This window comes from Pseudomonas sp. LBUM1662 (assembly GCF_059695915.1).
The window spans coordinates 6,554,751-6,578,615 of record NZ_CP166793.1; the positions used below are offsets into that span (position 1 = coordinate 6,554,751).

The 23,865-nt window shown below is 59.3% G+C and carries 25 protein-coding genes and 1 pseudogene; 21 read left to right on the forward strand and 5 right to left on the reverse strand.

The annotated features are described in order from the left end of the window. Positions 1 to 85 precede the first annotated feature (85 nt). The 7 genes and pseudogenes from ACA049_RS29930 to ACA049_RS29960 all read left to right on the forward strand — a co-directional run. A pseudogene (locus tag ACA049_RS29930) lies at positions 86 to 1,489 on the forward strand (phosphomannomutase/phosphoglucomutase); the annotation flags it as partial. 39 nt (positions 1,490 to 1,528) lie between these two features. Then, positions 1,529 to 2,434: an acetylglutamate kinase gene (gene argB / locus ACA049_RS29935; protein ID WP_008007602.1), complete on the forward strand. Its 906-nt coding sequence runs from the start codon at positions 1,529 to 1,531 to the stop codon at positions 2,432 to 2,434. Between the two features lie 190 nt (positions 2,435 to 2,624). Further along, a complete protein-coding gene (locus ACA049_RS29940; RefSeq protein ID WP_497331910.1) occupies positions 2,625 to 2,885 on the forward strand; it encodes a hypothetical protein in 261 nt (86 codons plus the stop codon). A gap of 17 nt (positions 2,886 to 2,902) precedes the next feature. Beyond that, complete coding sequence (locus ACA049_RS29945; RefSeq protein ID WP_497331912.1) at positions 2,903 to 3,475, forward strand: hypothetical protein; 573 nt, start codon at positions 2,903 to 2,905, stop codon at positions 3,473 to 3,475. Beyond that, positions 3,462 to 3,845, forward strand: coding sequence for a hypothetical protein (locus tag ACA049_RS29950; protein ID WP_497331914.1), 384 nt, complete (start codon positions 3,462 to 3,464; stop codon positions 3,843 to 3,845). Before ACA049_RS29945 ends, ACA049_RS29950 begins: the two co-directional genes overlap by 14 nt. Before the next feature lie 135 nt (positions 3,846 to 3,980). Continuing rightward, complete coding sequence (locus ACA049_RS29955) at positions 3,981 to 5,039, forward strand: type IV toxin-antitoxin system AbiEi family antitoxin (protein WP_497331916.1); 1,059 nt, start codon at positions 3,981 to 3,983, stop codon at positions 5,037 to 5,039. Then, entirely contained in the window at positions 5,027 to 5,887 is an 861-nt protein-coding gene (locus tag ACA049_RS29960; RefSeq protein WP_497331918.1) for a hypothetical protein, read from the forward strand. Before ACA049_RS29955 ends, ACA049_RS29960 begins: the two co-directional genes overlap by 13 nt. 57 nt (positions 5,888 to 5,944) lie before the next feature. Here the strand turns inward: ACA049_RS29960 and pyrE are convergent, their stop codons facing one another. After that, positions 5,945 to 6,589: an orotate phosphoribosyltransferase gene (pyrE, locus tag ACA049_RS29965; protein ID WP_497331920.1), complete on the reverse strand. Its 645-nt coding sequence runs from the start codon at positions 6,587 to 6,589 to the stop codon at positions 5,945 to 5,947. Positions 6,590 to 6,671: 82 nt separating this feature from the next. Between pyrE and crc the strand changes: the two genes are divergently transcribed. After that, on the forward strand, positions 6,672 to 7,451 hold the full coding sequence (gene crc / locus ACA049_RS29970) for a catabolite repression control protein Crc (RefSeq protein WP_007934608.1): 780 nt from the start codon (positions 6,672 to 6,674) through the stop codon (positions 7,449 to 7,451). Positions 7,452 to 7,619: 168 nt separating this feature from the next. Here crc and ACA049_RS29975 read toward each other — a convergent pair whose 3' ends face one another. Next, the gene (locus ACA049_RS29975; RefSeq protein WP_497331922.1) at positions 7,620 to 7,988 is read right to left on the reverse strand and encodes a DUF4870 domain-containing protein; all 369 of its coding nucleotides are present in this window, start codon (positions 7,986 to 7,988) and stop codon (positions 7,620 to 7,622) included. Positions 7,989 to 8,015: 27 nt separating this feature from the next. Beyond that, positions 8,016 to 8,738: a ribonuclease PH gene (rph, locus tag ACA049_RS29980; RefSeq protein WP_010465211.1), complete on the reverse strand. Its 723-nt coding sequence runs from the start codon at positions 8,736 to 8,738 to the stop codon at positions 8,016 to 8,018. Positions 8,739 to 9,018: 280 nt separating this feature from the next. Between rph and ACA049_RS29985 the strand changes: the two genes are divergently transcribed. From ACA049_RS29985 to ACA049_RS30010, 6 genes are all read left to right on the forward strand, one after another. Next, positions 9,019 to 9,882, forward strand: coding sequence for a YicC/YloC family endoribonuclease (locus tag ACA049_RS29985; RefSeq protein WP_033059347.1), 864 nt, complete (start codon positions 9,019 to 9,021; stop codon positions 9,880 to 9,882). 12 nt (positions 9,883 to 9,894) lie between these two features. Beyond that, entirely contained in the window at positions 9,895 to 10,515 is a 621-nt protein-coding gene (gmk, locus tag ACA049_RS29990; RefSeq protein ID WP_010465215.1) for a guanylate kinase, read from the forward strand. A 167-nt stretch (positions 10,516 to 10,682) separates the two neighbouring features. Continuing rightward, positions 10,683 to 10,946 carry a DNA-directed RNA polymerase subunit omega gene (rpoZ, locus tag ACA049_RS29995; RefSeq protein WP_007894670.1) on the forward strand — a complete coding sequence of 88 codons (264 nt, stop codon included), beginning with the start codon at positions 10,683 to 10,685 and terminating at the stop codon, positions 10,944 to 10,946. A 57-nt stretch (positions 10,947 to 11,003) separates the two neighbouring features. Beyond that, positions 11,004 to 13,109 carry a bifunctional GTP diphosphokinase/guanosine-3',5'-bis pyrophosphate 3'-pyrophosphohydrolase gene (gene spoT / locus ACA049_RS30000; RefSeq protein WP_497331924.1) on the forward strand — a complete coding sequence of 702 codons (2,106 nt, stop codon included), beginning with the start codon at positions 11,004 to 11,006 and terminating at the stop codon, positions 13,107 to 13,109. Positions 13,110 to 13,133: 24 nt separating this feature from the next. Beyond that, positions 13,134 to 13,514 (forward strand): RidA family protein, encoded by a 381-nt coding sequence (locus ACA049_RS30005; protein ID WP_003229509.1) that lies wholly within the window; start codon positions 13,134 to 13,136, stop codon positions 13,512 to 13,514. Between the two features lie 56 nt (positions 13,515 to 13,570). Beyond that, positions 13,571 to 14,311: a hypothetical protein gene (locus ACA049_RS30010; protein ID WP_497331926.1), complete on the forward strand. Its 741-nt coding sequence runs from the start codon at positions 13,571 to 13,573 to the stop codon at positions 14,309 to 14,311. A gap of 143 nt (positions 14,312 to 14,454) precedes the next feature. Here the strand turns inward: ACA049_RS30010 and ACA049_RS30015 are convergent, their stop codons facing one another. Then, a complete protein-coding gene (locus ACA049_RS30015; protein WP_497331928.1) occupies positions 14,455 to 15,312 on the reverse strand; it encodes an SDR family oxidoreductase in 858 nt (285 codons plus the stop codon). Positions 15,313 to 15,501: 189 nt separating this feature from the next. Here ACA049_RS30015 and exbB point away from each other — a divergent pair, with 189 nt between their 5' ends. From exbB to ACA049_RS30045, 6 genes are all read left to right on the forward strand, one after another. Further along, positions 15,502 to 16,479, forward strand: a complete 978-nt coding sequence (gene exbB, locus ACA049_RS30020; protein WP_497331930.1) for a tonB-system energizer ExbB — start codon at positions 15,502 to 15,504, stop codon at positions 16,477 to 16,479. Positions 16,480 to 16,485: 6 nt separating this feature from the next. Further along, entirely contained in the window at positions 16,486 to 16,914 is a 429-nt protein-coding gene (gene exbD / locus ACA049_RS30025) for a TonB system transport protein ExbD (RefSeq protein WP_109626740.1), read from the forward strand. Then, complete coding sequence (locus tag ACA049_RS30030; protein ID WP_497331932.1) at positions 16,911 to 17,660, forward strand: energy transducer TonB family protein; 750 nt, start codon at positions 16,911 to 16,913, stop codon at positions 17,658 to 17,660. The genes exbD and ACA049_RS30030 overlap by 4 nt, the downstream gene beginning before the upstream one ends. A gap of 280 nt (positions 17,661 to 17,940) precedes the next feature. Next, positions 17,941 to 18,870: a hydrogen peroxide-inducible genes activator gene (locus ACA049_RS30035; RefSeq protein WP_109626744.1), complete on the forward strand. Its 930-nt coding sequence runs from the start codon at positions 17,941 to 17,943 to the stop codon at positions 18,868 to 18,870. A 9-nt stretch (positions 18,871 to 18,879) separates the two neighbouring features. After that, a complete protein-coding gene (gene recG / locus ACA049_RS30040; RefSeq protein WP_497331934.1) occupies positions 18,880 to 20,955 on the forward strand; it encodes an ATP-dependent DNA helicase RecG in 2,076 nt (691 codons plus the stop codon). A gap of 78 nt (positions 20,956 to 21,033) precedes the next feature. Next, a complete protein-coding gene (locus ACA049_RS30045) occupies positions 21,034 to 22,434 on the forward strand; it encodes an aminoacyl-tRNA deacylase and HDOD domain-containing protein (protein WP_497331936.1) in 1,401 nt (466 codons plus the stop codon). Between the two features lie 97 nt (positions 22,435 to 22,531). Here the strand turns inward: ACA049_RS30045 and ACA049_RS30050 are convergent, their stop codons facing one another. Further along, the gene (locus ACA049_RS30050) at positions 22,532 to 22,921 is read right to left on the reverse strand and encodes a hypothetical protein (RefSeq protein WP_008030620.1); all 390 of its coding nucleotides are present in this window, start codon (positions 22,919 to 22,921) and stop codon (positions 22,532 to 22,534) included. A gap of 536 nt (positions 22,922 to 23,457) precedes the next feature. Here ACA049_RS30050 and ACA049_RS30055 point away from each other — a divergent pair. Further along, entirely contained in the window at positions 23,458 to 23,841 is a 384-nt protein-coding gene (locus ACA049_RS30055; RefSeq protein ID WP_497331938.1) for a DUF6124 family protein, read from the forward strand. Positions 23,842 to 23,865 lie beyond the last annotated feature (24 nt).

Sequence of the window (23,865 nt, forward strand, 5' to 3'; positions counted from 1 at the left end):
TGGAAAACGCCGTCATACCCTTCAGTTTGCGCCTGCTGACGAGTTCTTCGCAGACAGGTCCAGCCACCTTCGAGATGGAGCATTTCCAGTAATGAGCACCCCAGCCCAAGTCGCACCCAAGTTCCCCGACAGCATTTTCCGCGCCTATGACATTCGCGGCACCGTCCCGGAATTCTTGAACGCTGAAACCGCTTATTGGCTCGGTCGCGCCATCGGTGCCCAGAGCCTGGCCCAGGACGAACCGAACGTTTCCGTTGGCCGCGACGGCCGACTCTCCGGCCCGGAACTGGTCGAGCAACTGATCAAAGGTCTGGCCGACAGCGGTTGCCACGTCAGCGACGTCGGCCTGGTGCCAACCCCGGCCTTGTACTACGCCGCCAACGTCCTGGCCGGCAAATCCGGCGTGATGCTGACCGGTAGCCACAACCCGTCGAACTACAACGGTTTCAAGATCGTGATCGCCGGCGACACCCTGGCCAACGAACAGATCCAGGCCCTGCACGACCGCCTCAAGACCAACAACCTGAGCAGCGGCAAGGGCAGCGTCACCCAGGTCGAGATCCTCGACCGCTACAACACCGAAATTGTCCAGGACATCAAACTGGCTCGCCGCCTCAAAGTCGTGGTCGACTGCGGCAACGGCGCGGCCGGCGTGATCGCTCCGCAACTGATCGAAGCATTGAACTGCGAAGTCATCCCGCTGTTCTGCGACGTCGACGGCAACTTCCCGAACCACCACCCGGATCCGGGCAAGCCTGAAAACCTCGTGGACCTGATCGCCAAGGTCAAGGAAACCAACGCTGACCTCGGCCTGGCCTTCGACGGCGACGGCGACCGCGTCGGCGTGGTGACCAACACCGGCAGCATCGTCTACCCGGACCGCCTGCTGATGCTGTTCGCCCGCGACGTACTGGCGCGCAACGCTGACGCGGAAATCATCTTCGACGTCAAATGCACCCGTCGCCTGACACCGCTGATCAAGGAATACGGCGGCCGTCCGCTAATGTGGAAGACCGGTCATTCGTTGATCAAAAAGAAAATGAAACAAACCGGCGCCCTGTTGGCCGGCGAAATGAGCGGGCACATCTTCTTCAAGGAGCGCTGGTTCGGTTTTGACGACGGCATTTACAGCGCTGCGCGTCTGCTGGAGATCCTCAGCAAAGAAAAATCCACCGCGGAAGAGCTGTTTGCGACCTTCCCGAACGATATTTCTACGCCGGAAATCAATATCCATGTGACCGAAGAGAGCAAATTCAGCATCATTGATGCATTGCACGACGCGAAGTGGGGCGAAGGCGCCGACCTGACCACCATTGACGGCGTGCGAGTCGACTACGCCAAAGGCTGGGGCCTGGTGCGCGCGTCCAACACCACACCGGTGCTGGTGCTGCGCTTCGAGGCTGATGACGAGGCGGAATTGCAGCGCATCAAGGACGTGTTCAAAGTCCAGTTGAAGCGTGTTGCACCTGATCTCCAACTACCGTTTTGATTTATTGAAGCGCCTTTTATCGAAGTGCCGGAGCCCTGAATGACCCTCGAACGCGAAGCCGCCGCCAACACCGCCAAGGTCCTTTCCGAAGCGTTGCCTTACATCCGCCGCTATGTCGGCAAGACGCTGGTGATTAAATACGGCGGCAACGCGATGGAAAGCGAGGAGCTGAAAACCGGCTTCGCCCGCGACATCGTGCTGATGAAAGCTGTCGGCATCAACCCGGTGGTGGTTCACGGCGGCGGCCCGCAAATCGGCGACCTGCTCAAGCGTCTGTCGATCGAGAGCCACTTCATCGACGGCATGCGCGTCACTGATGCGCAGACCATGGACGTGGTGGAAATGGTCCTCGGCGGCCAGGTCAACAAGGACATCGTCAACCTGATCAACCGTCATGGCGGCAGCGCCATCGGCCTGACCGGTAAAGACGCCGAGCTGATTCGTGCGAAGAAGCTCACCGTGACCCGCCAGACGCCGGAGATGACCCAGCCGGAAATCATCGACATCGGCCAGGTGGGCGAAGTGGTCGGCATCAACACCGACCTGCTGAACCTGCTGGTCAAAGGCGATTTCATCCCGGTGATCGCGCCAATCGGCGTCGGCGCCAACGGTGAGTCGTACAACATCAACGCCGACCTGGTGGCCGGTAAAGTGGCCGAAGCACTGAAAGCCGAAAAGCTGATGCTGCTGACCAACATCGCCGGCCTGATGGACAAGTCAGGAACGGTCCTCACCGGCCTGACGACTCAACAGGTCGACGACCTGATCGCTGACGGCACCATCTACGGCGGCATGCTGCCGAAGATCCGTTGCGCACTGGAAGCGGTTCAGGGCGGCGTCGGCAGCTCGCTGATCATTGATGGTCGCGTACCAAATGCGATTCTGCTGGAGATCTTCACCGACACCGGTGTGGGTACTTTGATCAGCAATCGCAAGCGTCACTGATTCAAGCACGGCAAAAGATCGCAGCCTTCGCCGGCACCTACGAATGTACGAAAATTCTGTAGGAGCTGACGAAGTCTGCGATCTTTTTTATGCGCGCAGGAAACGTCCGACCTGACTCAGCGAAACGTCCGACATCCTGCCGGCATCCATCCGCTTAGGATCTTCCCTGTATCCACAGGAGAAAGACCTCATGCAAAAAGACTACGTCCCTTACGGCAGCGATGTTTCAGCAGGCACCTTTGAATGCGTGGACTGCGGACATCCGTATTCGAATCAGGCAAAAACCTCGATCCCGCCCTGCCCCTATTTCAAAAAAGACACGCACACGCGCAAAGGCTGGAAAGTTCTGACCGGCCAGGGCGACGCCGTGATCGATCCATACCCGAAGAAAACCGACAAACCCGCCGGGATCAAACAGGTCGAAACCTCCAGCCCTGCCAGCAAAAAATAGCGCCGGAGGACTGAGCCATGCAGATCTCGTTCACGATCGACGCCCAGGCTTTCGAGCAGGAGCAAAAGGAACCGGTCAAAAAGACCTTGAGGATTTCCGACAACGAAATCGCTCACGCCCTACAGCGAATAGCCAAGGCGAGTCTGACCGAATATCTAAAAATGCTGGTCGAAGGTGGCATGCCCAGCAGAGCGGATGAGGCCAAGCAAGATCGCTTGCTGTACCTGATTCAAAGCTACTTCGGGCAAACGTTGCCGACTGAATCGCAGATTTCGACGATTTTCCAGCTGACCCAAAGCCAAAGCAAAACCTTGCTGAAAAACACGGTTTCACGCTTTCGCAACCAGTTGGACGAGATCTTGCGACATAGCATGCGAGCCGTGATCGAGTCTGCGGAACACGCTCAGACCGTGTATCTGGTGGTAATCAGCTCGGATGTCATCCGCGATGAACTGAACATGCTGATCACACAGAACGAGCCGACCTTCAAACCCATCACCAAACGCAAAGGCAGTGCCGGGCAATTCGAGATCAGCGAAGACTCCCACGCGCTGTTGTGCCGGACACTGGGCCTGAATGCCGTTCAGTGACATCGTCGCGGTCAGTGGCTTGCTGCTGACCCTGACCACCTTCATGTTCAATCTGGCCTGGCCCAAGTTGGATGAAGCGCTGGAGCTGGATGAAAAGCAGGCAGGTCCGCTCGCCAGAAAACGTAGCCGGAAGAAGGTAATGAACGTTTTGTTCGCCTGCGCCCTCCCTCTGACCAGCGCCTTCCTGGCGCTGTTTTACGTCAACTTGCCTGCCGCTGTGAAAATCTTGGGCAGCAGCACGCTGGATTTGTGGGATTTCGACGTCGATCGCACGCTTTATGTGTTCGTCGTCCTGGCGTTGCTGCTGTTTGCGCTCTTCAATGTTTGGCTCGCTGCGCGGCTCATCAATAAATGGCGGAAGCTGGGCTAGCAGCACATCCGTTTTACATATTTCAATATTTACCCAATTTTCAACATTCGTTGAAATCATCATATTGGGTGAAAATTCCTCGACAGCTTTCACCAGAATAGTTATTTTCAGCATTCGCTGAAAAGGGTCTAATCAATGAAAGAGCTCGAAATTCACTCAAGAGACGCACTGCGAAACCTCCTGGGTAAAATACCGATCCTCGAAATTAAAAGCCTGAAATCCGCACCGCTTTCAAAAGCCTGGACTCCCGACTTCATTGTCGAGGTAAACACATCAGGAAAATCGCACTCTCTGGTCTGCGAGGTGAAAGCTAGTGGCCAGCCCAGATTCATAAACGCAGCCATACTGCAGCTTCGCGACTACGTGAACGAGCGGAACACCGAGGCTACGCCTATCGTGGTCGCACCTTATCTTTCACCCGTTGCCAGACAAGCGTGCCGGGAAAAAGGTGTGGGATATCTGGACCTGGAGGGTAATTCCTGGATTTCATTCGATGGCATATTCATTGACCACCAAGTTGCTGACAGGCCTCCCTCGGAGAACAGGGAGCTGAAGTCTCTCTTCAAACCAAAATCAGCTCAGATCATTCGTATGATGCTTCGGGAGCCGGACCGAGCTTGGCGGGTGATGGAACTTTCCGAAGCTGCCGGAGCGAGTCTGGGTCAAGTCAGCAATGTCCGTACAGCGCTGCTGAATCGAGAGTGGGCAAGAGCAACAAACGAGGGTGTATGTCTATCCGATCCTCAAGCCCTTTTGGATGCATGGGCCGAAACATACGAATCTCCATCAGGGGACCGTAAAAAGTTCTATACCACCTTACATGGCAGCGCATTGGAAAATGCGGCGCGGAACGCTATCGGAGAAAGTAGCAACGGACACGCGCTTTTTTCGTCATTTTCTGCCGCTCAATGGCTCGCGCCCTATGCTCGAGTCAGCACGAATTACTTTTATGCGGACATTCAAGGTCTAGATAAATTGGTCAAAGCATTACAGTTGGTTCCCGCATCAAAGGGAGAAAACGTAGTGATCACTTTACCCAAGGACGAAGGACTTCTATTGGATACCGTTGAAGCAGCGCCAGGCGCCATATGCACCAGTCCAGTTCAGACCTATCTGGATCTATCGGTTGCAGGGGAGCGCGGAAAGGAAGCCGCCGAGTATCTACGACAGGAAAAATTGACATGGCTCCGCTAGACCCTCAATCCGCTTCAGATTATGACGACAGAACGACGAATGCAGTGAAAGCGGTATTAATCGAAATGGGTCAAATTTTAGGCTCCTTCAGAGGCAAATTTGCAGTGATTGGTGGAGCGGTGCCGTGGCTTCTGCTTGCGAATGACGATATGCAACACGTTGGTACCCTTGATGTCGATTTGAGCCTGGACGCAGAGGCTCTCGGTGATGGCGAATACGCGACATTGATCGAAGCACTGATGGGCAATGGATACGAGCAAAGAGGAGAACTTCGGCGATTCCAACTCGTTCGTCAGGTTCCCGTACAGGATGGTGGAGCTGCAATAGATGTGATCGTGGACTTCTTAATGCCACGCGACGCTGAAATAATCCAAAACAAGCCACCCATTCTCAACGACTTTGCAGTTCAACGCGCCGACGGTGCCGACTTGGCCACGCGTTTCTATCAGATGGTTGCGATTGAAGGCCCCATGCCTACGGGCGGCAAAAATCGTGTCGAGGTCGCTGTGTGCTCGGTCCCCGCACTGCTTGCAATGAAGGGATATGCCCTGAACGGGAGGCATAAACAGAAGGACGCCTACGACATCTACTATTGCGTTCGTAATTATCCCGGAGGCATAGAAGCGCTTGCAGAAGAGTGTCGGCCAGTACTTGAAACGGGAAGTGGCGAACAGGGTTTTCAGTTTATTTGCGACAAGTTTGATATCGTCGAGGGCTACGGCCCGACCTCAGTAAGACGTTTCGTCGAAGACAGCCAAATCCTGGGAGATCGCACAGCAGATCAGTGGCAACAAGACGCTTTCGGGCAGATTGATGCCTTATTGCGCGCCTTGCACCTTCGGGAGTAACGGTCACCTTGACACCGACACTCACAAAAAAGGCCCTGTTTTCACAGGGCCTTTTCTTCAGACGCCGAACTGGGCGCGGTAGGCTTCTACGGCAGGCAGATGCTGCTTGAGCTGCGGATCGTCAGCCAGGAATTCCAGCACCTGGTTCAACGAAACGATGCTGATCACCGGAATGCCGAAGTCACGCTCCACTTCCTGGATCGCCGACAACTCACCGTTGCCGCGCTCCTGACGGTTCAAGGCAATCAGCACGCCTGCGGCCTTGGCACCGTCCTGGGAAGCGATGATCTGCATCACTTCGCGGATGGCGGTGCCAGCGGTGATCACGTCGTCGATGATCAGCACTTCGCCGGTCAACGGCGCGCCAACGAGACTGCCGCCTTCGCCGTGGGCCTTGGCTTCCTTGCGGTTGAAGCACCACGGCAGGTCACGGTCGTGATGTTCGGCCAGGGCCACTGCAGTGGTTGCCGCCAACGGGATGCCTTTGTACGCAGGGCCAAACAGAACGTCGAACGAAATACCGCTCTCGACGATGGCTGCCGCGTAGAAACGACCCAGCTGCGCAAGGGCCGAACCCGAGTTGAACAGCCCGGCATTAAAGAAGTAAGGACTGGTGCGCCCGGACTTCAGGGTGAACTCGCCGAAGCGCAAAACGCCGCGATCGATGGCAAAACGAATGAAATCGCGCTGATACGCTTGCATGAAAAAAACCCCAAATACCACGGATTTAGCTAATTAGGTTGACGCCGTGTATCATACACGCACGCGATTTTTGGGGCCATTTATGCGGATCATCAGTGTGAACGTCAATGGTATTCAGGCTGCAGTGGAGCGAGGTTTGCTCAGTTGGCTGCAAGCACAGAATGCCGACGTCATCTGCCTGCAGGACACCCGCGCCTCCGCCTTTGAACTGGACGATCCAGCCTTCCAACTGGATGGCTACTTCCTTTATGCCTGCGAAGCCGAAGTTCCCGCCCAGGGTGGCGTGGCTTTGTATTCGCGGTTGCAACCGAAGGCAGTCATCAGCGGTCTCGGCTTCGAGACGGCCGACCGCTACGGGCGCTACCTGCAAGCCGATTTCGACAAGGTCAGCATCGCGACCTTGCTGCTCCCTTCGGGGCAGAACGGCGATGAAGACTTGAACCAGAAGTTCAAGCTAATGGACGATTTCGCCCGTTATCTGGATAAACAGCGACGCAAACGTCGCGAGTACATTTACTGTGGCTCGCTGTACGTGGCGCAACAGAAGCTGGATATCAAGAACTGGCGCGACAGCCAGCAATCCCCGGGCTTCCTGGCACCTGAACGTGCCTGGATGGACGAGATTGTCGGCAACATGGGTTATGTCGATGCCCTGCGTGAAGTCAGCCGTGAAGGCGACCAGTACAGCTGGTGGCCGGACAACGAACAGGCGGAAATGCTCAACCTCGGTTGGCGTTTCGACTACCAGTTGCTGACCCCAGGCCTGCGCCGCTTTGTTCGCAGCGCACGCCTGCCACGCCAGCCACGGTTCTCGCAACACGCACCGCTGATCGTGGACTACGACTGGACGCTAACCATCTAAGCGTCTTTTCGCAGACACAAAAAAGCCGACATCGCTGTCGGCTTTTTTGTGCGCAATGATTTTCTGTAGGAGCGAGGCTTGCCCGCGAAAGCGATCTAACAGCCAACACGGATGCTGAATGTGCCGGCCTCTTCGCGGGCAAGCCTCGCTCCTACAGGGACGCGGTGTTTATTTGATCAAGCGCCAGGTGAACGGATACCGGTAAGGCACCCCTTCATTGGCTTTCACGCCACCGATGATCGTCAGCACCAACGCACCAATCGCCACCAGACCAAACAGGAAGAACCCGACAATCACTACCATCAACAAGAAGCAGATCGCAGAGGCAATGGCGACGGTGATCTGAAAATTCAGCGCCTCCTTGCCCTGCGCATCGACAAACGGGTCCATCTCGCGCTTCATCTGCCAGAGGATCAGCGGGCCGATCAACGTGCCGAACGGAATCCATATCCCCAGCAAGGCGGACAAGTGACAAAACATTGCCCATTGCCGAACCTCTTTGCTCGGGATGGGAAGTAACTGCTGCTCGTCACTCATGGTGTCCTCCTTGCGTGGAACATCCGATCAGTCGGCCAGTGCGGCCTTTTGCAGTTCGAAGATCTCGGTCATGCCTTTCTTCGCCAGTTCAAGCATAGCGTTCAGCTCTTCCGGCTGGAATGGTGCGCCTTCGGCCGTGCCCTGAACTTCGATGAAGCCGCCAGTGCTGGTCATCACCACGTTCAGGTCCGTCTCGGCAGCCGAGTCTTCCAGGTAGTCGAGGTCGAGCACCGGCTCGCCCTGGTACATGCCAACGGAAACAGCAGCGATCATTTGCTTGAGCGGGTCGCCGCCTTTCAGGCCGCCACGCTTCTTGATCACTTTCAAGGCATCGACCAGTGCAACCATGGCGCCGGTGATGGACGCGGTGCGGGTGCCGCCGTCAGCCTGGATCACGTCGCAGTCGACGTACAGGGTGACGTCGCCCAGCTTGGACATGTCCAGCGAAGCACGCAGGGAACGACCGATCAGACGCTGGATTTCCAGAGTGCGACCGCCTTGCTTGCCGCGGCTCGCTTCACGCTGGTTACGCTCGCCAGTGGCACGCGGCAGCATGCCGTATTCGGCGGTCAACCAGCCCTGGCCCTGGCCTTTCAGGAAACGCGGCACGCCGTTCTCGACGCTGACGGTGCAGATGACTTTGGTATCACCGAACTCGACCAGTACGGATCCCTCGGCGTGTTTGGTGTAGTTGCGGGTAATGCGGATCGAGCGGAGCTGATCGGCAGCGCGACCACTTGGACGTTTCATAGGGAATACCTGTACGGGGGACGGAAAACTGCCGAGCATTATAGAGCCGCGCGCCAAGACTGGGCACTTCTAAAAAATCCACCCGACGATTGAAGGCGCTGACTAGAGCTTAGAACAGCGCTTTACCGACGGCCTGCAGCCCTTTGTCACACCGTGTGTTTGGGCGCATCCGCCCCACTGCGCTACAATCCTGCGCCTTTGCTGCCTGTCGGCTTTAATTCACAGATATCAGGTCCCGCGAAACCTTTGGTAACGCAAACCTGAATTGCGAGGTACCTCCATGGTGCACAGCATGACCGCCTTCGCCCGCGTTGAAAAAGCCGGCGCCCAAGGCACCCTGAGCTGGGAATTGCGCTCGGTCAACAGCCGCTACCTGGAACCCCACCTGCGCCTGCCGGAGTCGTTTCGCGACCTCGAAGGTGCGGTCCGCGAAGCGCTGCGCCAGGGGATCTCCCGGGGCAAGCTCGAATGCACCCTGCGCTTCACCGAAGAAAACACCGACAAACCCCTGCAAGTGGACCGCGAGCGCGCCGCGCAATTGGTTGCTGCCGCCGAGACCATCGCCAGCCTGATCAAGAATCCGGCTGCGCTGAACCCGCTGGAAGTCCTGGCCTGGCCCGGCGTGCTGGTGGGCGACGCCACCGATCCGCAAGCCCTGAATGCCGAAGCACTGGCGCTGTTCAATGAAGGCTTGAAAGAACTCAAGGCCGGCCGCGAGCGCGAAGGCGCGGAGCTGGCGCGGTTGATCAACGATCGCCTGACCTCCATTGAAGAAGACGTAGTGACCCTGCGCGAACTGGTCCCGCAGATGCTCGCCACCCAGCGCCAGAAAGTCCTCGATCGGTTTGCCGACATGAAAGCCGAGATGGACCCGCAGCGCCTGGAACAGGAAATGGTCATGCTCGCGCAAAAGAGCGACGTCGCCGAAGAACTGGATCGCTTGAGCACTCACATCATTGAAGTTCGCCGGGTGCTCAAATCCGGTGGTGCTGCCGGTAGGCGCCTGGACTTCCTGATGCAGGAACTCAACCGCGAAGCCAACACACTGGGCTCCAAAGCCTTCGACCCGCGCAGCACCCAGGCAGCGGTCAACCTCAAAGTGTTGATCGAGCAGATGCGCGAACAAGTGCAGAATATTGAGTAAGGCAAACCTGACATGACCCACAGCACCGGCACCCTGTACATCATTTCCGCCCCCTCGGGCGCGGGCAAGAGCAGCCTGGTCAAGGCCCTGACCGACGCTGATCAGGAGATCCGCGTCTCGGTCTCCCACACCACCCGCGCCATGCGTCCCGGTGAAGTGAACGGCGTGAACTATCACTTCGTCGAACGCGGCGAATTCGTGAAGATGATCGAGCACGGGGATTTCCTTGAGCGCGCCGAAGTGTTCGGCAACCTCTACGGCACCTCGCAAAGCCACCTGCAGCAGACTCTGGATGAAGGCCACGACCTGATTCTGGAAATCGACTGGCAGGGCGCCGAGCAGGTGCGCAAGTTGATGCCCCAGGCTCGCTCGATCTTCATTCTGCCGCCGTCGTTGCAAGCCTTGCACCAGCGCCTGAACAATCGCGGCCAGGACAGCGACGAAGTCATTGAAGGCCGGATGCGCGAAGCCGTCAGCGAAATGAGCCACTACGTCGACTACGACTACCTGATCATCAACGACGATTTCGCCCACGCGCTGAAGGATTTGCAGGCGATTTTCCGTGCCAATCAGCTGCATCAGAAGCGTCAGCAGCAGCGTAACGGAAAACTTTTGGCTGAATTGCTCGGCTAAAGAGCCCTTCCCAAAACCGCTGCAAGGGCTTTACATTGGCACTTGCAGCGCGTTGAAGGGCTTGGTCAAAAAATCAGCGCTTCCCTAATCGCTGGTGATTTTTTAAACTGTTGAGTCCGCTCGCCCACCCGGGCAGCGCGCATATTGCATTCGCTCCGAGGAATACCATGGCCCGCGTAACCGTTGAAGACTGCCTGAACCACGTGGAAAACCGTTTTGAGCTGGTCATGCTGTCCACCAAGCGTGCCCGTCAACTGGCCACCGGCGGCAAAGAGCCACTGGTACAGTGGGAAAACGACAAGCCTACCGTTGTAGCCTTGCGTGAAATCGCTGAAGGCCTGATGAGCTACGAGTTCATCGCCAATGCTGAAATCGTCGAAGACGAACCGCTGTTCGCAGCGTTCGAGGACGAGTCCAACGAGGCCGTCTAAGCCTATGCCTGGTCGACGTAGCACGGCGCGGGGTCACAGCGAACGGCAGGAGTCATCATGCCGAGCATAGACGCCCTCGCCGATCGCTTATCGACCTACCTCGGCAAAGACCAGGTTAACCTGGTCCGCCGAGCGTACTTCTACGCCGAACAAGCCCACGACGGCCAACGCCGCCGCAGCGGTGAGGCGTACGTCACGCATCCTCTTGCAGTGGCGAATATTCTTGCCGACATGCACATGGACCATCAGAGCCTGATGGCTGCAATGCTGCATGACGTGATCGAAGACACCGGCATTGCCAAGGAAGCGCTGCAAGCGCAGTTCGGCGAAACCGTGGCCGAGCTGGTCGACGGGGTCAGCAAACTGACCCAGATGAACTTCGAGACCAAAGCCGAAGCCCAAGCCGAAAACTTCCAGAAAATGGCCATGGCCATGGCGCGCGACATTCGCGTGATCCTGGTCAAGCTCGCCGACCGCCTGCACAACATGCGCACGCTGGAAGTCCTGTCCGGTGAAAAGCGCCGGCGGATCGCCAAGGAAACCCTGGAAATCTATGCGCCCATCGCCAACCGGCTGGGCATGCACGCCATCCGCATAGAATTCGAAGACCTCGGCTTCAAGGCCATGCACCCGATGCGTTCCGCGCGGATCAACCAGGCGGTCAAGCGCGCCCGGGGCAATCGCAAGGAAATCGTCAACAAGATCGAAGAGTCCCTCAGCCACTGCCTGGCCATCGATGGCATTCAGGGCGAGGTCAGCGGTCGCCAGAAACACCTCTACGGCATCTACAAGAAAATGCGCGGCAAGCGTCGGGCCTTCAACGAGATCATGGACGTCTACGCGTTCCGGATCATCGTCGACAAGGTCGATACCTGCTACCGCGTGCTGGGTGCTGTGCATAATTTGTACAAACCGTTGCCGGGACGCTTCAAGGATTACATCGCGATCCCCAAGGCCAACGGCTACCAGTCGCTGCACACCACGCTGTTCGGCATGCACGGTGTTCCGATCGAGATCCAGATCCGCACCCGTGAAATGGAAGAGATGGCCAACAACGGCATCGCCGCCCATTGGCTGTACAAATCCAGCGGCGACGAGCAGCCAAAAGGCACCCACGCCCGCGCGCGCCAGTGGGTCAAAGGCGTGCTGGAGATGCAGCAACGCGCCGGCAACTCGCTGGAATTCATCGAGAGCGTGAAGATCGACCTGTTCCCGGACGAGGTCTACGTATTCACGCCCAAAGGCCGAATCATGGAGCTGCCCAAAGGCTCCACGGCGGTCGACTTCGCCTACGCGGTACACACCGACGTGGGCAACAGCTGCATCGCCTGCCGGATCAATCGTCGTCTCGCACCGCTGTCCGAACCGCTGCAAAGCGGCTCCACGGTCGAGATCGTCAGCGCTCCCGGTGCGCGTCCGAACCCGGCGTGGCTCAACTTCGTGGTCACCGGCAAGGCGCGGACCCACATCCGCCATGCGCTGAAACTGCAACGCCGCTCCGAATCCATCAGCCTCGGCGAACGCCTGCTGAACAAAGTGCTCAACGGTTTCGACAGCTCGCTGGAAAAAGTACCGGGCGACCGCGTCAAGGCGATGCTCACCGAATACCGTCTCGAACTGATTGAAGACTTGCTGGAAGACATCGGCCTGGGCAATCGCATGGCCTACGTGGTCGCCCGCCGCCTGCTCGGCGAAGGCGAACAGCTGCCCAGTCCGGAAGGCCCGCTGGCGATTCGTGGCACCGAAGGCCTGGTCCTCAGCTACGCCAAGTGCTGCACACCGATCCCGGGCGACCCGATTGTCGGTCACCTTTCGGCGGGCAAAGGCATGGTTGTGCACCTGGACAACTGCCGCAACATCAGCGAAATCCGTCACAACCCGGAAAAATGCATCCAGCTCTCGTGGGCCAAGGATGTCACCGGCGAATTCAACGTCGAGCTGCGCGTCGAACTGGAACACCAGCGCGGCCTGATCGCCCTGCTGGCCAGCAGCGTCAACGCGGCCGACGGCAATATCGAGAAAATCAGCATGGACGAGCGCGATGGTCGCATCAGCGTGGTCCAACTGGTGGTCAGCGTGCACGACCGTGTGCACCTGGCCCGCGTGATCAAGAAACTGCGCGCACTGACCGGGGTGATTCGCATCACCCGCATGCGCGCCTAAGCCCACCCTTACAAGGAGTCATTCATGACCAAGACTGTTATTACCAGCGACAAGGCCCCGGCCGCTATCGGTACTTATTCCCAGGCGATCAAGGCTGGCAACACCGTCTACATGTCGGGTCAGATTCCTCTGGACCCAAAAACCATGGAACTGGTTGAAGGCTTCGAAGCCCAGACCGTCCAGGTGTTCGAGAACCTCAAAGCCGTCGCCGAAGCGGCTGGCGGTTCGTTCAAGGACATCGTCAAACTGAACATCTTCCTCACCGACCTGAGCCACTTCGCCAAGGTCAACGAGATCATGGGCAAGTACTTTGACCAGCCATACCCTGCCCGCGCCGCCATCGGCGTAGCTGCCCTGCCAAAGGGTTCGCAGGTTGAAATGGATGCCATCCTGGTCATCGAGTAATACATCCGGCGCAGCTTTTCGAGGCTGCGCCGACTTCGTTCTGAAAGGATTCCACCATGCGCCATGCGCTAGCTCTCTCGCTGGTCGCCCTTCTCTTGGGCGGTTGTGCCAGCAACCCTGCCGATCGTGATATCAGCGGCACCTGGATCAATCAGGTGGCGATCGACGCTGCGTCCAAAGGCGGCCCCCTGCGTGAAGCGCTCCAGGCTTACGGCCCGAACCTGGAATGGGACGTCAACACCAAGGCCGGCCAGGCCCGCTACACCAACGGTTTTGAAAACGTGGACGGCAAGCTGCTGGGCGAAGAGTCCGGCGCCTGGAAAGTCGACTTTTATGGCAGCTCCGCCAGTGAGCTGAAGCGTGACGGCAAACAACTGAGCCAGGCTGCCAGCGAAAACGAGCCGGAGCAGGTCTTTGACCGCGCGCTGATTCCAGTGCCGGACGGCGCACCGATTGGCGCGAGCTTCGAACGCGCGCTGTACACCGCCTACATGGGCGGCAGCTGGAAAATTGTCAGCGGTCCGGGCGAAGGCAATTCCGTGCAATTCCAGGCCGATGGCCAGGTTGCCGGTTTGCCGGGGGCCGATCGTTATGCCCTGTGCCTGGCGGGCGATTGCGCGTCGATGAGCGGCGGCAATGACAATATGTGGCTGCAAGTGAACGGCCAGGGCAATACCTGGATCTTTGCGCGCAAGGGCAAGGAACTGGAGATTGTGCAGGCGGTGAACACGGCTCAGGCGGACGAGATGCCTCAGTTCACGCCGGGCGAGCGTAAGTGGTTACTGGAAAAGCAGTAACCCGCTTTTAAAAGCCAACACAAAACCAATTGTAGGAGCGAGGCTTGCCCGCGAAGGCAACGTAACAGTCAACAGAGATGTTGAAAGTTATGACGCCTTCGCGGGCAAGCCTCGCTCCTACAGTTGTTTTGGGTGTATGGAAGTCAGCCGCGGCCTTCGAGAATCGCGGCGTAGCCTTCGCGATAGGTCGGGTACTTCAGCGTCCAGCCCAAGGCCTTTGCCCGGGCATTGCTGCATTGCTTGCTACCCGTGCGACGCACGCTCTGATCTTCAGCCCATTCAGTGACACCCAGATACTCGCGCAACCAGCCCACCACTTCGGCCAGCGGCGCGGGCGCGTCGTCGACACCGATATAGACGTCATCCAGCGCCACGCCGCGCCGATCCGCTTCAAGCAGAAACGCCATCAGCCCCGCCGCATCGTCAGCGTGGATACGGTTGCCATACAGCGGCGGGTCAACGGCCACGCGATAGCCGCGACGCACTTGGGTCAGCAGCCATTCGCGGCCGGGGCCGTAAATGCCGGTCAAACGCACGATGCTCGCCGGGATGCCGCTCTGGAGTGCCACTTGCTCGGCCTCGAGCATCAATCGGCCCGAATAGCCTGATGCAATGGTCGGCGAAGTCTCGTCGACCCACTCACCCTCCTGCTGCCCATACACACTGCTGCTGGAAACGAACAGCAAGCGATTGGGCACCTGGCCATAGTCGTTCAGCCATTCCAATACATGCTGCAAGCCCTCGACATAAGCAGCGCGATAACCGGCTTCATCATGATCGGTAGCGGCCGCGCAATACACGAGGTAATCCACCGCACCGATGGGCCACGTCTCAGGACAGTCCTTATTGAACAAGTCGCCGGCAACGCCAATGACTCCCTCGGGCAGGCGCGAAACGTCACGCCTCAGGCCATGAACTTCCCACCCGGAAGCCACCAATTGCGTGGCCAGACGACTGCCGACATCACCACAACCGGCAATCAAAACAGAAGGCGCAGACATCAGAAAACTCCCATCAGAAAGGCACAGACTAGCGCCGGCAATGGACGAGCGGCTAGCAATGAAGGAAAAAAAGATACTCTATTACTTTTGTTAACAAGAATTACTTGCAATAATGCACGCCACTTTTGTTCTCGGCCTTACGAGGCCTGGAAGAGCATTTACCGTTTTTCTATTTCAGGTCCGGCCAGCATGACACGCAATCAATTCCCCGCTTCGCCAACCAAACGACCTCGCGCCTGGAGCGCAGTGGCCGCCCTGCTGTTCAGCCTGATGCTGGCACCAACCGCCGCTTTCGCTGACGCACAAGCGCCAGCCACACCAACTACTCCGGCCGCTGCCGCTGCGCCAGCCCCGGCTGATCATGCCGCCCCCGCCGTAGCGCCAGCCGCAACCGACCCGGCCCAGGCAGTAGACGCTGAAGACGTTCCTGAAGTTCTCGAAGCCGACAATACCCTGGGCATGGCCCACGACCTGTCGCCTTGGGGCATGTACCAGAACGCCGACATCATCGTGAAAATCGTGATGATCGGTCTGGCCATCGCCTCGATCATCACCTGGACCATCTGGATCGCCAAGGGCTTCGAGCTGATGGGCGCCAAGCGTCGTCTGCGCACTGAAATCGTCCACCTGAAAAAAGCCACCACCCTTAAAGAAGCCAGCGCGACGGCGACCAAGCAAGGCACCCTCGCCAACCTGCTGGTGCATGACGCCCTGGAAGAGATGCGTCTGTCGGTCAACAGCCGCGAAAAAGAAGGCATCAAGGAACGTGTTGCCTTCCGTCTCGAGCGCCTGGTGGCTGCCTGCGGTCGCAACATGAGCAGCGGCACCGGCGTCCTCGCCACCATCGGTTCCACCGCGCCGTTCGTGGGCCTGTTCGGCACCGTGTGGGGCATCATGAACAGCTTCATCGGCATCGCCAAAACCCAGACCACCAACCTCGCCGTCGTAGCGCCCGGCATCGCCGAAGCCCTGCTGGCGACCGCGCTGGGTCTGGTTGCGGCGATTCCTGCTGTTGTGATCTACAACGTCTTCGCTCGCTCCATCGCCGGCTACAAGGCGCAAGTGTCCGATGCTTCGGCTGAAGTCCTGCTGCTGGTCAGCCGTGACCTCGATCACCTGCCGACCGCCGAGCGCTCTGCGCAACCCCACGTGGTCAAAGTAGGGTAATCAGCCATGGGCTTGCATTTGAAAGAAGGCGCAGACGACGATCTGGCCGAGAACCACGAAATCAACGTCACGCCGTTCATCGACGTGATGCTGGTGCTGTTGATCATCTTTATGGTGGCCGCTCCGTTGGCCACCGTGGACATCAAGGTCGACCTGCCCGCCTCCAGCGCCAAACCGGCGCCGCGGCCAGAGAAACCGGTGTTCCTCAGCGTCAAGGCTGACCAGCGCCTGTACCTCGGTGAAGAAGAAGTGAAGGCCGAAGCACTCGGCGCCACCCTCGACGCCAGGACTCAGGGCAAGAAAGACACGACGATCTTCTTCCAGGCCGACAAAGGCGTGGATTACGGCGACCTGATGAGCGTGATGGACAACCTGCGCTCCGCCGGTTACCTGAAGGTCGGTCTGGTCGGGCTCGAGACGGCAGTCAAGAAATGATCACGACGCGCCATAAGCTGACGCGTTACAGCGGGAGCCTGGCCGTGGTGCTGGGCGTCCATGCGCTGGCCATTGCGCTGGCGATGAACTGGACCGCGCGCCCACCCATCGAGCTGCCTCCGCAGGCGATGATGGTCGAGCTGGCACCGGTTCCGGCCCCGCCACCGCCGGCCCCGCCGAAGGTGATAACGCCGCCACAGCCACCGGCCCCGGTGGAAGAACTGCCGATCCCGAAACTGGCTGAAGTGCCGAAGGCCGAGATCGTTGTGCCGAAACCGGTCAAACCCAAGCCGAAGCCGCAACCGCCCAAGCCTGTGGAGAAAAAGCCGGAGCCGCCGAAGGAGAAGCCGTCCGAGGAGAAGCCTAGCGACGCGCAACCGACCCAGGCGCCGACGGAGAAATCCGCGCAACCGGCACCAGGTCCATCGCCCGCGCAACAGGCGGCCAAAGCCAGTTGGGAAGGCACCCTGCTCGCGCACTTGGGCAAGTACAAGAAGTATCCGGCGAGCGCGCAGAATCGGGGCAAGGAAGGCACCAACCGTCTGCGCTTCGTCGTTGATGCCGAAGGCAATGTGCTGTCGTTCGAACTGGTGGGCCGCTCCGGCACTGCCGATCTGGACCGGGCCACCCTGGAAATGATCCGCCGCGCCCAACCGCTGCCCAAGCCGCCGGCCGACATGCTGACCAATGGCACCATCGAAATCACGGCGCCGTTCCTCTATTCCCTGGAAAAACGCCGCCGCTAGCTCGCACACAAAACCACCTGTGGGAGCGGGCTTGCTCGCGAAAGCGGTGTGACAGTCGCCACAACTTTGACTGACACACCCTATTCGCGAGCAAGCCCGCTCCCACAAGGTAATCCACCAGCCGGAAGATTCCAGCCAAAGAGGCGCCGAAAGGTGCCTTTTGCGTATCCGCCAGCGGCAAACCGGCATTACCCGGTGTCACTCAACACATGCAGTCTGATAACGTGCGTCTATCGATTGCAGCCGGTATGCTTGGCTCGCAACTTCATGGACGCTTGCTATGACTCTCACAGAATTACGCTACATCGTTACCCTCGCCCAAGAGCAGCATTTCGGCCACGCGGCCGAGCGTTGCCATGTCAGCCAGCCGACCCTGTCGGTGGGTGTGAAAAAGCTTGAAGACGAACTCGGTGTGCTGATTTTCGAGCGCAGCAAGAGTGCCGTGCGCCTGACTCCGGTTGGCGAAGGCATCGTTGCCCAGGCACAGAAAGTCCTGGAACAGGCCCAAGGCATTCGCGAACTGGCCCAGGCTGGCAAAAACCAGCTGACCGCCCCGCTGAAAGTCGGCGCGATCTACACCGTCGGCCCGTACCTGTTTCCGCACCTGATTCCGCAACTGCACCGGGTCGCCCCGCAGATGCCGTTGTACATCGAAGAAAACTTCACCCACGTGCTGCGCGACAAACTGCGCAACGGCGAGCTCGACGCGATCATCATCGCCCTGCCGTTCAACGAAGCCGACGTCCTGACCCTGCAGCTCTACGACGAGCCGTTCTACGTCCTGATGCCGGCCCAGCACCCGTGGACGCAAAAAGAATCCATCGACGCCGCCCTGCTCAACGACAAGAGCCTGCTGCTGCTCGGCGAAGGCCACTGCTTCCGCGATCAAGTGCTGGAAGCCTGCCCGACCCTGGCCAAAGGCAACGACGGCGCCAAGCACACGACGGTGGAATCCAGCTCGCTGGAAACCATCCGCCACATGGTCGCGTCCGGCCTCGGCATTTCGATCCTGCCGCTGTCGGCCGTCGACAGCCATCACTACGCCCCCGGCGTGATCGAAGTGCGCCCGCTGTCGCCGCCGGTGCCATTCCGCACCGTGGCCATTGCGTGGCGTGCGAGCTTCCCGCGGCCGAAGGCAATTGAAATCCTCGCTGACTCCATTCGCCTGTGCTCGGTGGCCAAGCCGCCGGTGCCGGTGGTTGCAGCGTAAGTTGCTGTCATGACCGAGTTGTCGCAAGTGTCGGTCACGGCACTCAAGGGTGTCGGCGAGGCCATGGCCGAGAAACTGGCCAAGGTCGGCCTGGAGAATCTCCAGGACGTGCTGTTTCACCTGCCGCTGCGGTATCAGGACCGCACTCGTGTAGTCCCGATCGGCCATTTGCGACCGGGGCAAGACGCCGTGATCGAAGGCACCGTCAGCGGCGCCGACGTGGTCATGGGCCGTCGCCGCAGCCTCGTCGTGCGTCTGCAGGACGGCACCGGCGGGCTCAGCCTGCGCTTCTACCATTTCAGCAACGCCCAGAAAGAAGGCCTCAAACGCGGCACGCGGATTCGCTGCTACGGCGAAGCGCGGCCCGGTGCTTCCGGACTTGAAATCTACCACCCGGAATACCGCGCCATCACCGGTGACGAACCGCCGCCCGTGGATGAAACCCTGACCCCGGTCTACCCGCTCACCGAAGGCCTGACCCAGCAGCGCTTGCGCCAGTTGTGCATGCAAACCCTGACGATGCTCGGCCCGACCAGCCTGCCCGACTGGCTGCCGACCGAACTGGCCCGGGACTATCAACTCGCGCCGCTGGCCGATGCGATCCGCTACCTGCATCACCCGCCCGCCGATGCCGACGTCGACGAACTCGCCCTCGGTCATCACTGGGCGCAGCACCGTTTGGCCTTCGAAGAACTGCTGACCCATCAGCTGTCCCAGCAGCGTCTGCGCGAGAGCATGCGTTCCCTGCGCGCGCCGGCGATGCCCAAAGCCACCAAACTGCCGGCGCAATACCTGGCCAATCTGGGCTTTACGCCAACCGGCGCACAGCAACGGGTCGGCAACGAAATCGCCTACGACCTCAGCCAGCACGAACCGATGTTGCGCCTGATTCAGGGTGACGTCGGCGCAGGAAAAACTGTGGTCGCTGCCCTTGCCGCGCTTCAGGCGCTGGAGGCCGGTTATCAGGTCGCGCTGATGGCGCCCACGGAAATCCTCGCCGAGCAGCACTTCATCACCTTCAAACGCTGGCTCGAACCGCTGGGCATCGAAGTCGCGTGGCTGGCCGGCAAGCTCAAGGGCAAGAACCGCGTGGCCGCGCTTGAACAGATCGCCAACGGCGCTCCGATGGTGGTCGGCACGCACGCGCTGTTCCAGGACGAAGTGAAGTTCAAAAACCTCGCACTGGCGATCATCGATGAACAGCACCGCTTTGGCGTGCAGCAGCGCTTGGCATTGCGGCAGAAAGGCGTCGGCGGGCGGATGTGTCCGCATCAGCTGATCATGACCGCCACGCCGATTCCGCGGACGCTGGCCATGAGCGCTTACGCCGACCTCGACACCTCGATCCTCGACGAACTGCCGCCCGGCCGAACCCCGGTCAACACGGTATTGGTCACTGATACACGGCGCGTTGAAGTCATCGAACGCGTACGCGGTGCCTGTGCCGAAGGGCGTCAGGCCTATTGGGTGTGCACGCTGATTGAAGAGTCAGAAGAGCTGACTTGCCAGGCCGCCGAAACCACTTACGAAGACCTCACCGCCGCGCTCGGCGAGTTGAAGGTCGGCTTGATTCACGGCCGTATGAAGCCCGCCGAAAAAGCCGCCGTCATGGCTGAATTCAAGGCCGGCAATCTGCAACTGCTGGTCGCCACCACGGTGATCGAAGTCGGCGTTGACGTCCCGAACGCCAGCCTGATGATTATCGAAAACCCCGAACGCCTCGGCCTCGCGCAGCTGCACCAATTGCGCGGCCGTGTCGGTCGAGGCAGCGCCGCCAGCCATTGCGTGCTGCTCTACCATCCGCCGCTGTCGCAGATTGGCCGTCAGCGCCTGGGCATCATGCGCGAAACCAACGACGGTTTTGTCATCGCCGAAAAAGACCTCGAACTGCGCGGCCCCGGCGAAATGCTTGGCACGCGCCAGACCGGCCTACTGCAATTCAAGGTCGCCGACCTGATGCGCGATGCCGATTTGCTGCCCGCCGTGCGCGACGCCGCCCAGGCGTTGCTGGAGCGCTGGCCGGATCACGTCAGCCCGTTGCTGGACCGCTGGCTGCGCCATGGGCAGCAATACGGCCAAGTGTGAGCACCGTCGCAGTTTGTCGGCGATGCTTTTAAACAAGCTGGTTATACTCCTGCAATTGTTTGAATACGGATACAGACCATGACAGAAGCTGCCCTCGCCCCCGACACCCTGCACGCTCCGTCTGTTATTCGGCTGCTGCTGGGCAAATTGGGCATTGCCTACGAAGAAGTGCTCGATCACCACGGCCTCAACGCCTCGCGCAAAGTGCAGGCGGTGCTGGTGGACGACGCGGTCGGCGCCTTGATGGTGCTATTCCCGCAAAGCCAGTTGCTGGACCTTAATCGACTCGCCGAACTGACCGGTCGCCGCCTCACCGCCGTGCCCACCGAACGCCTGATCAAAATGCTCGGCAAGCACAACCTGAGCCTGCTGCCCGGCCTGCCGGCGCTGACCAGTTCGCCGTGCCTGTACGAAGAAAGCCTGCTGCGCGAACCGAAGTTGCTGATCAACTCGGGCGAGCCGGGCCTGCTGCTGGAAATCACCAGCGAAGATTTCAAGACCATGCTGACCAAGGCCAGCGCCGCCAACTTCGGCGAGAACCTGACCAGCATCCGCCCGAACCTCGACCGCCCCGACGATGACCGCGAGGAAATCACCCAGGCCGTCCAGGCGTTCACCGCGCGACGCATCCAGCAACGCCTGGAAGCGACCATCGAAATTCCGCCTCTGGCCGAGACCGCGCAGAAAATCATCAAACTGCGTGTCGACCCCAACGCCACCATCGACGACATCACCGGTGTGGTCGAAACCGACCCGGCGCTGGCCGCTCAAGTCGTCAGCTGGGCGGCGTCGCCGTACTACGCGTCGCCGGGCAAGATCCGTTCAGTGGAAGACGCGATCGTGCGCGTGCTGGGTTTCGACCTGGTGATCAACCTCGCGTTGGGCCTGGCCCTGGGCAAAACCCTGAGCCTGCCCAAAGACCACCCGCAACACACCACGCCGTACTGGCAGCAATCGATCTACACCGCCGCCGTCATCGAAGGCCTGACCCGCGCCATGCCCCGCGCCCAGCGCCCGGAAGCCGGCCTGACCTACCTCGCCGGCCTGCTGCACAACTTCGGCTACCTGCTGCTGGCCCACGTGTTCCCGCCGCACTTCTCGCTGATCTGCCGTCACCTGGAAGTTAACCCGCACCTGTGCCACAGCTACGTCGAGCAACACCTGCTCGGCATCAGCCGCGAACAGATCGGCTCCTGGCTGATGCGCTACTGGGACATGCCCGACGAACTCGCCACCGCGCTGCGCTTCCAGCACGACCCAACCTACGACGGTGCCTATGCCGAGTACCCGAACCTCGTCTGCCTGGCCGTACGCCTGCTGCGCAGCCGCGGCATCGGCTCCGGCCCCGACGAAGACATCCCCGACGCCTTGCTGGAGCGTGTAGGCTTGACCCGCGAGAAAGCCAACGACGTCGTCAGCAAAGTGCTTGAGGCTGAAGTGCTGCTGCGCGAACTGGCTTCACAGTTCAGCCAGGCCTAAAAGCAATCGCGAGCAGGCTCGCTCCCACAGGGTTTAAGTGATCCCTGTAGGAGCGAGCCTGCTCGCGATGAATCCAACTCGGTCTACCTGAAAGACTTCAAACCTTGGCTTTAGCCTTCGCCTTCCGCGGCTTCAAATACTTGGTCAACCCCTGAAACCAGATCACCAGCGCCGGATTGCCCTTGATCTGAATCGACTTGTCCTGAATCCCCGTCATAAACGCCAACTGCTTGTTCTTCGCCTGCATCGTGGCAAAGCCATACGCCGCATCCTTGAACGCAATCGCGAACGCCGGCTCGGCATACACGCCCGACTTACTGGTAATGCGCTGATCCTTCACAAAGAAATGCCGCGCCACTTTCCCGTCCAGGGTCTGTAGCTGGAACACCAATTCCTTGTCACCCAACTGCTGCTGAAACGCAGGATTAGTCCGACTGGCCTTACCCATCAACAAACCCAGCATCCACAGAAGAAAACGAAATTTCATGCGCACAGCCTCAAGAGAAAAGTGAACGGCCGGCGCAGTGTAGCGGCTTCAAGCGAGAACGCCACTGTTGTGCAGCGATAGAAGAAGATGCCCATCTTTTTGACGCCAATGACTACCAAGTCACGCAATCCAGATGCTCCCATTGGAATGCAATCTGTGAAACAAACCCCACCCCTGTAGGAGCTGTCGAGTGAAACGAGGCTGCGATCTTTTGATCTTTCTACACTCAACCCCATCGGAGATTTCCTTCAACACGCGGTGCTGTTCGTGAACTAGGCAGCCTTTGGCTTCGCCGATAGTCTTTGTTCGTCGCCGCAAAATCGGTGACACGGACGTGCAAGTCCGGCGGGATACACAATGGTTATGGCAATTCATCGAGCATTTTCCTATGCTCGCGAACCGTTATGGCAGTTGTGTATGGGAGACCTTCGGGTCTGCCGGGTAATCCCGCCGGTCTTGCACACCTATGCACAGCTGCCACCTCTTTCGAAGTGCAAGCGAAACGGTGTCGGCACCATAATTACGGGATAACACTTATGATCAAGCCAACACCCAATCCACCACAAAACGAAGCCACATCCCCCTACGAATCCCTAGATTCGAAGAAACTCCACGAAGCCGCCGAACGCGCGCTCAACCACCATTTCGCCCCACCACCCGGCGATAAACCCAAGCCTCGCAAAGGCAACCTCTTCGCCGTCTCCCCCGATATCGACACCGAAGCCCTCCTGGCCAACGCCTCTGAAGACCTGCTGTCCATCAGCGCCATCGCCGCCAACCTGGCCGACGACGTGGACGGCGCACGACGTTCCTTAGCCTTGGCACTAAGCAGACTGGCGGATGGGGTTCGGTTGTTGGTGGAGCGAGCGCTGGATCACATTGATTCGCCGGATCCGGCGGAGCATCGGGCGAAGGTGTAGCGCACGAAAAAGGGCGGCTCATTC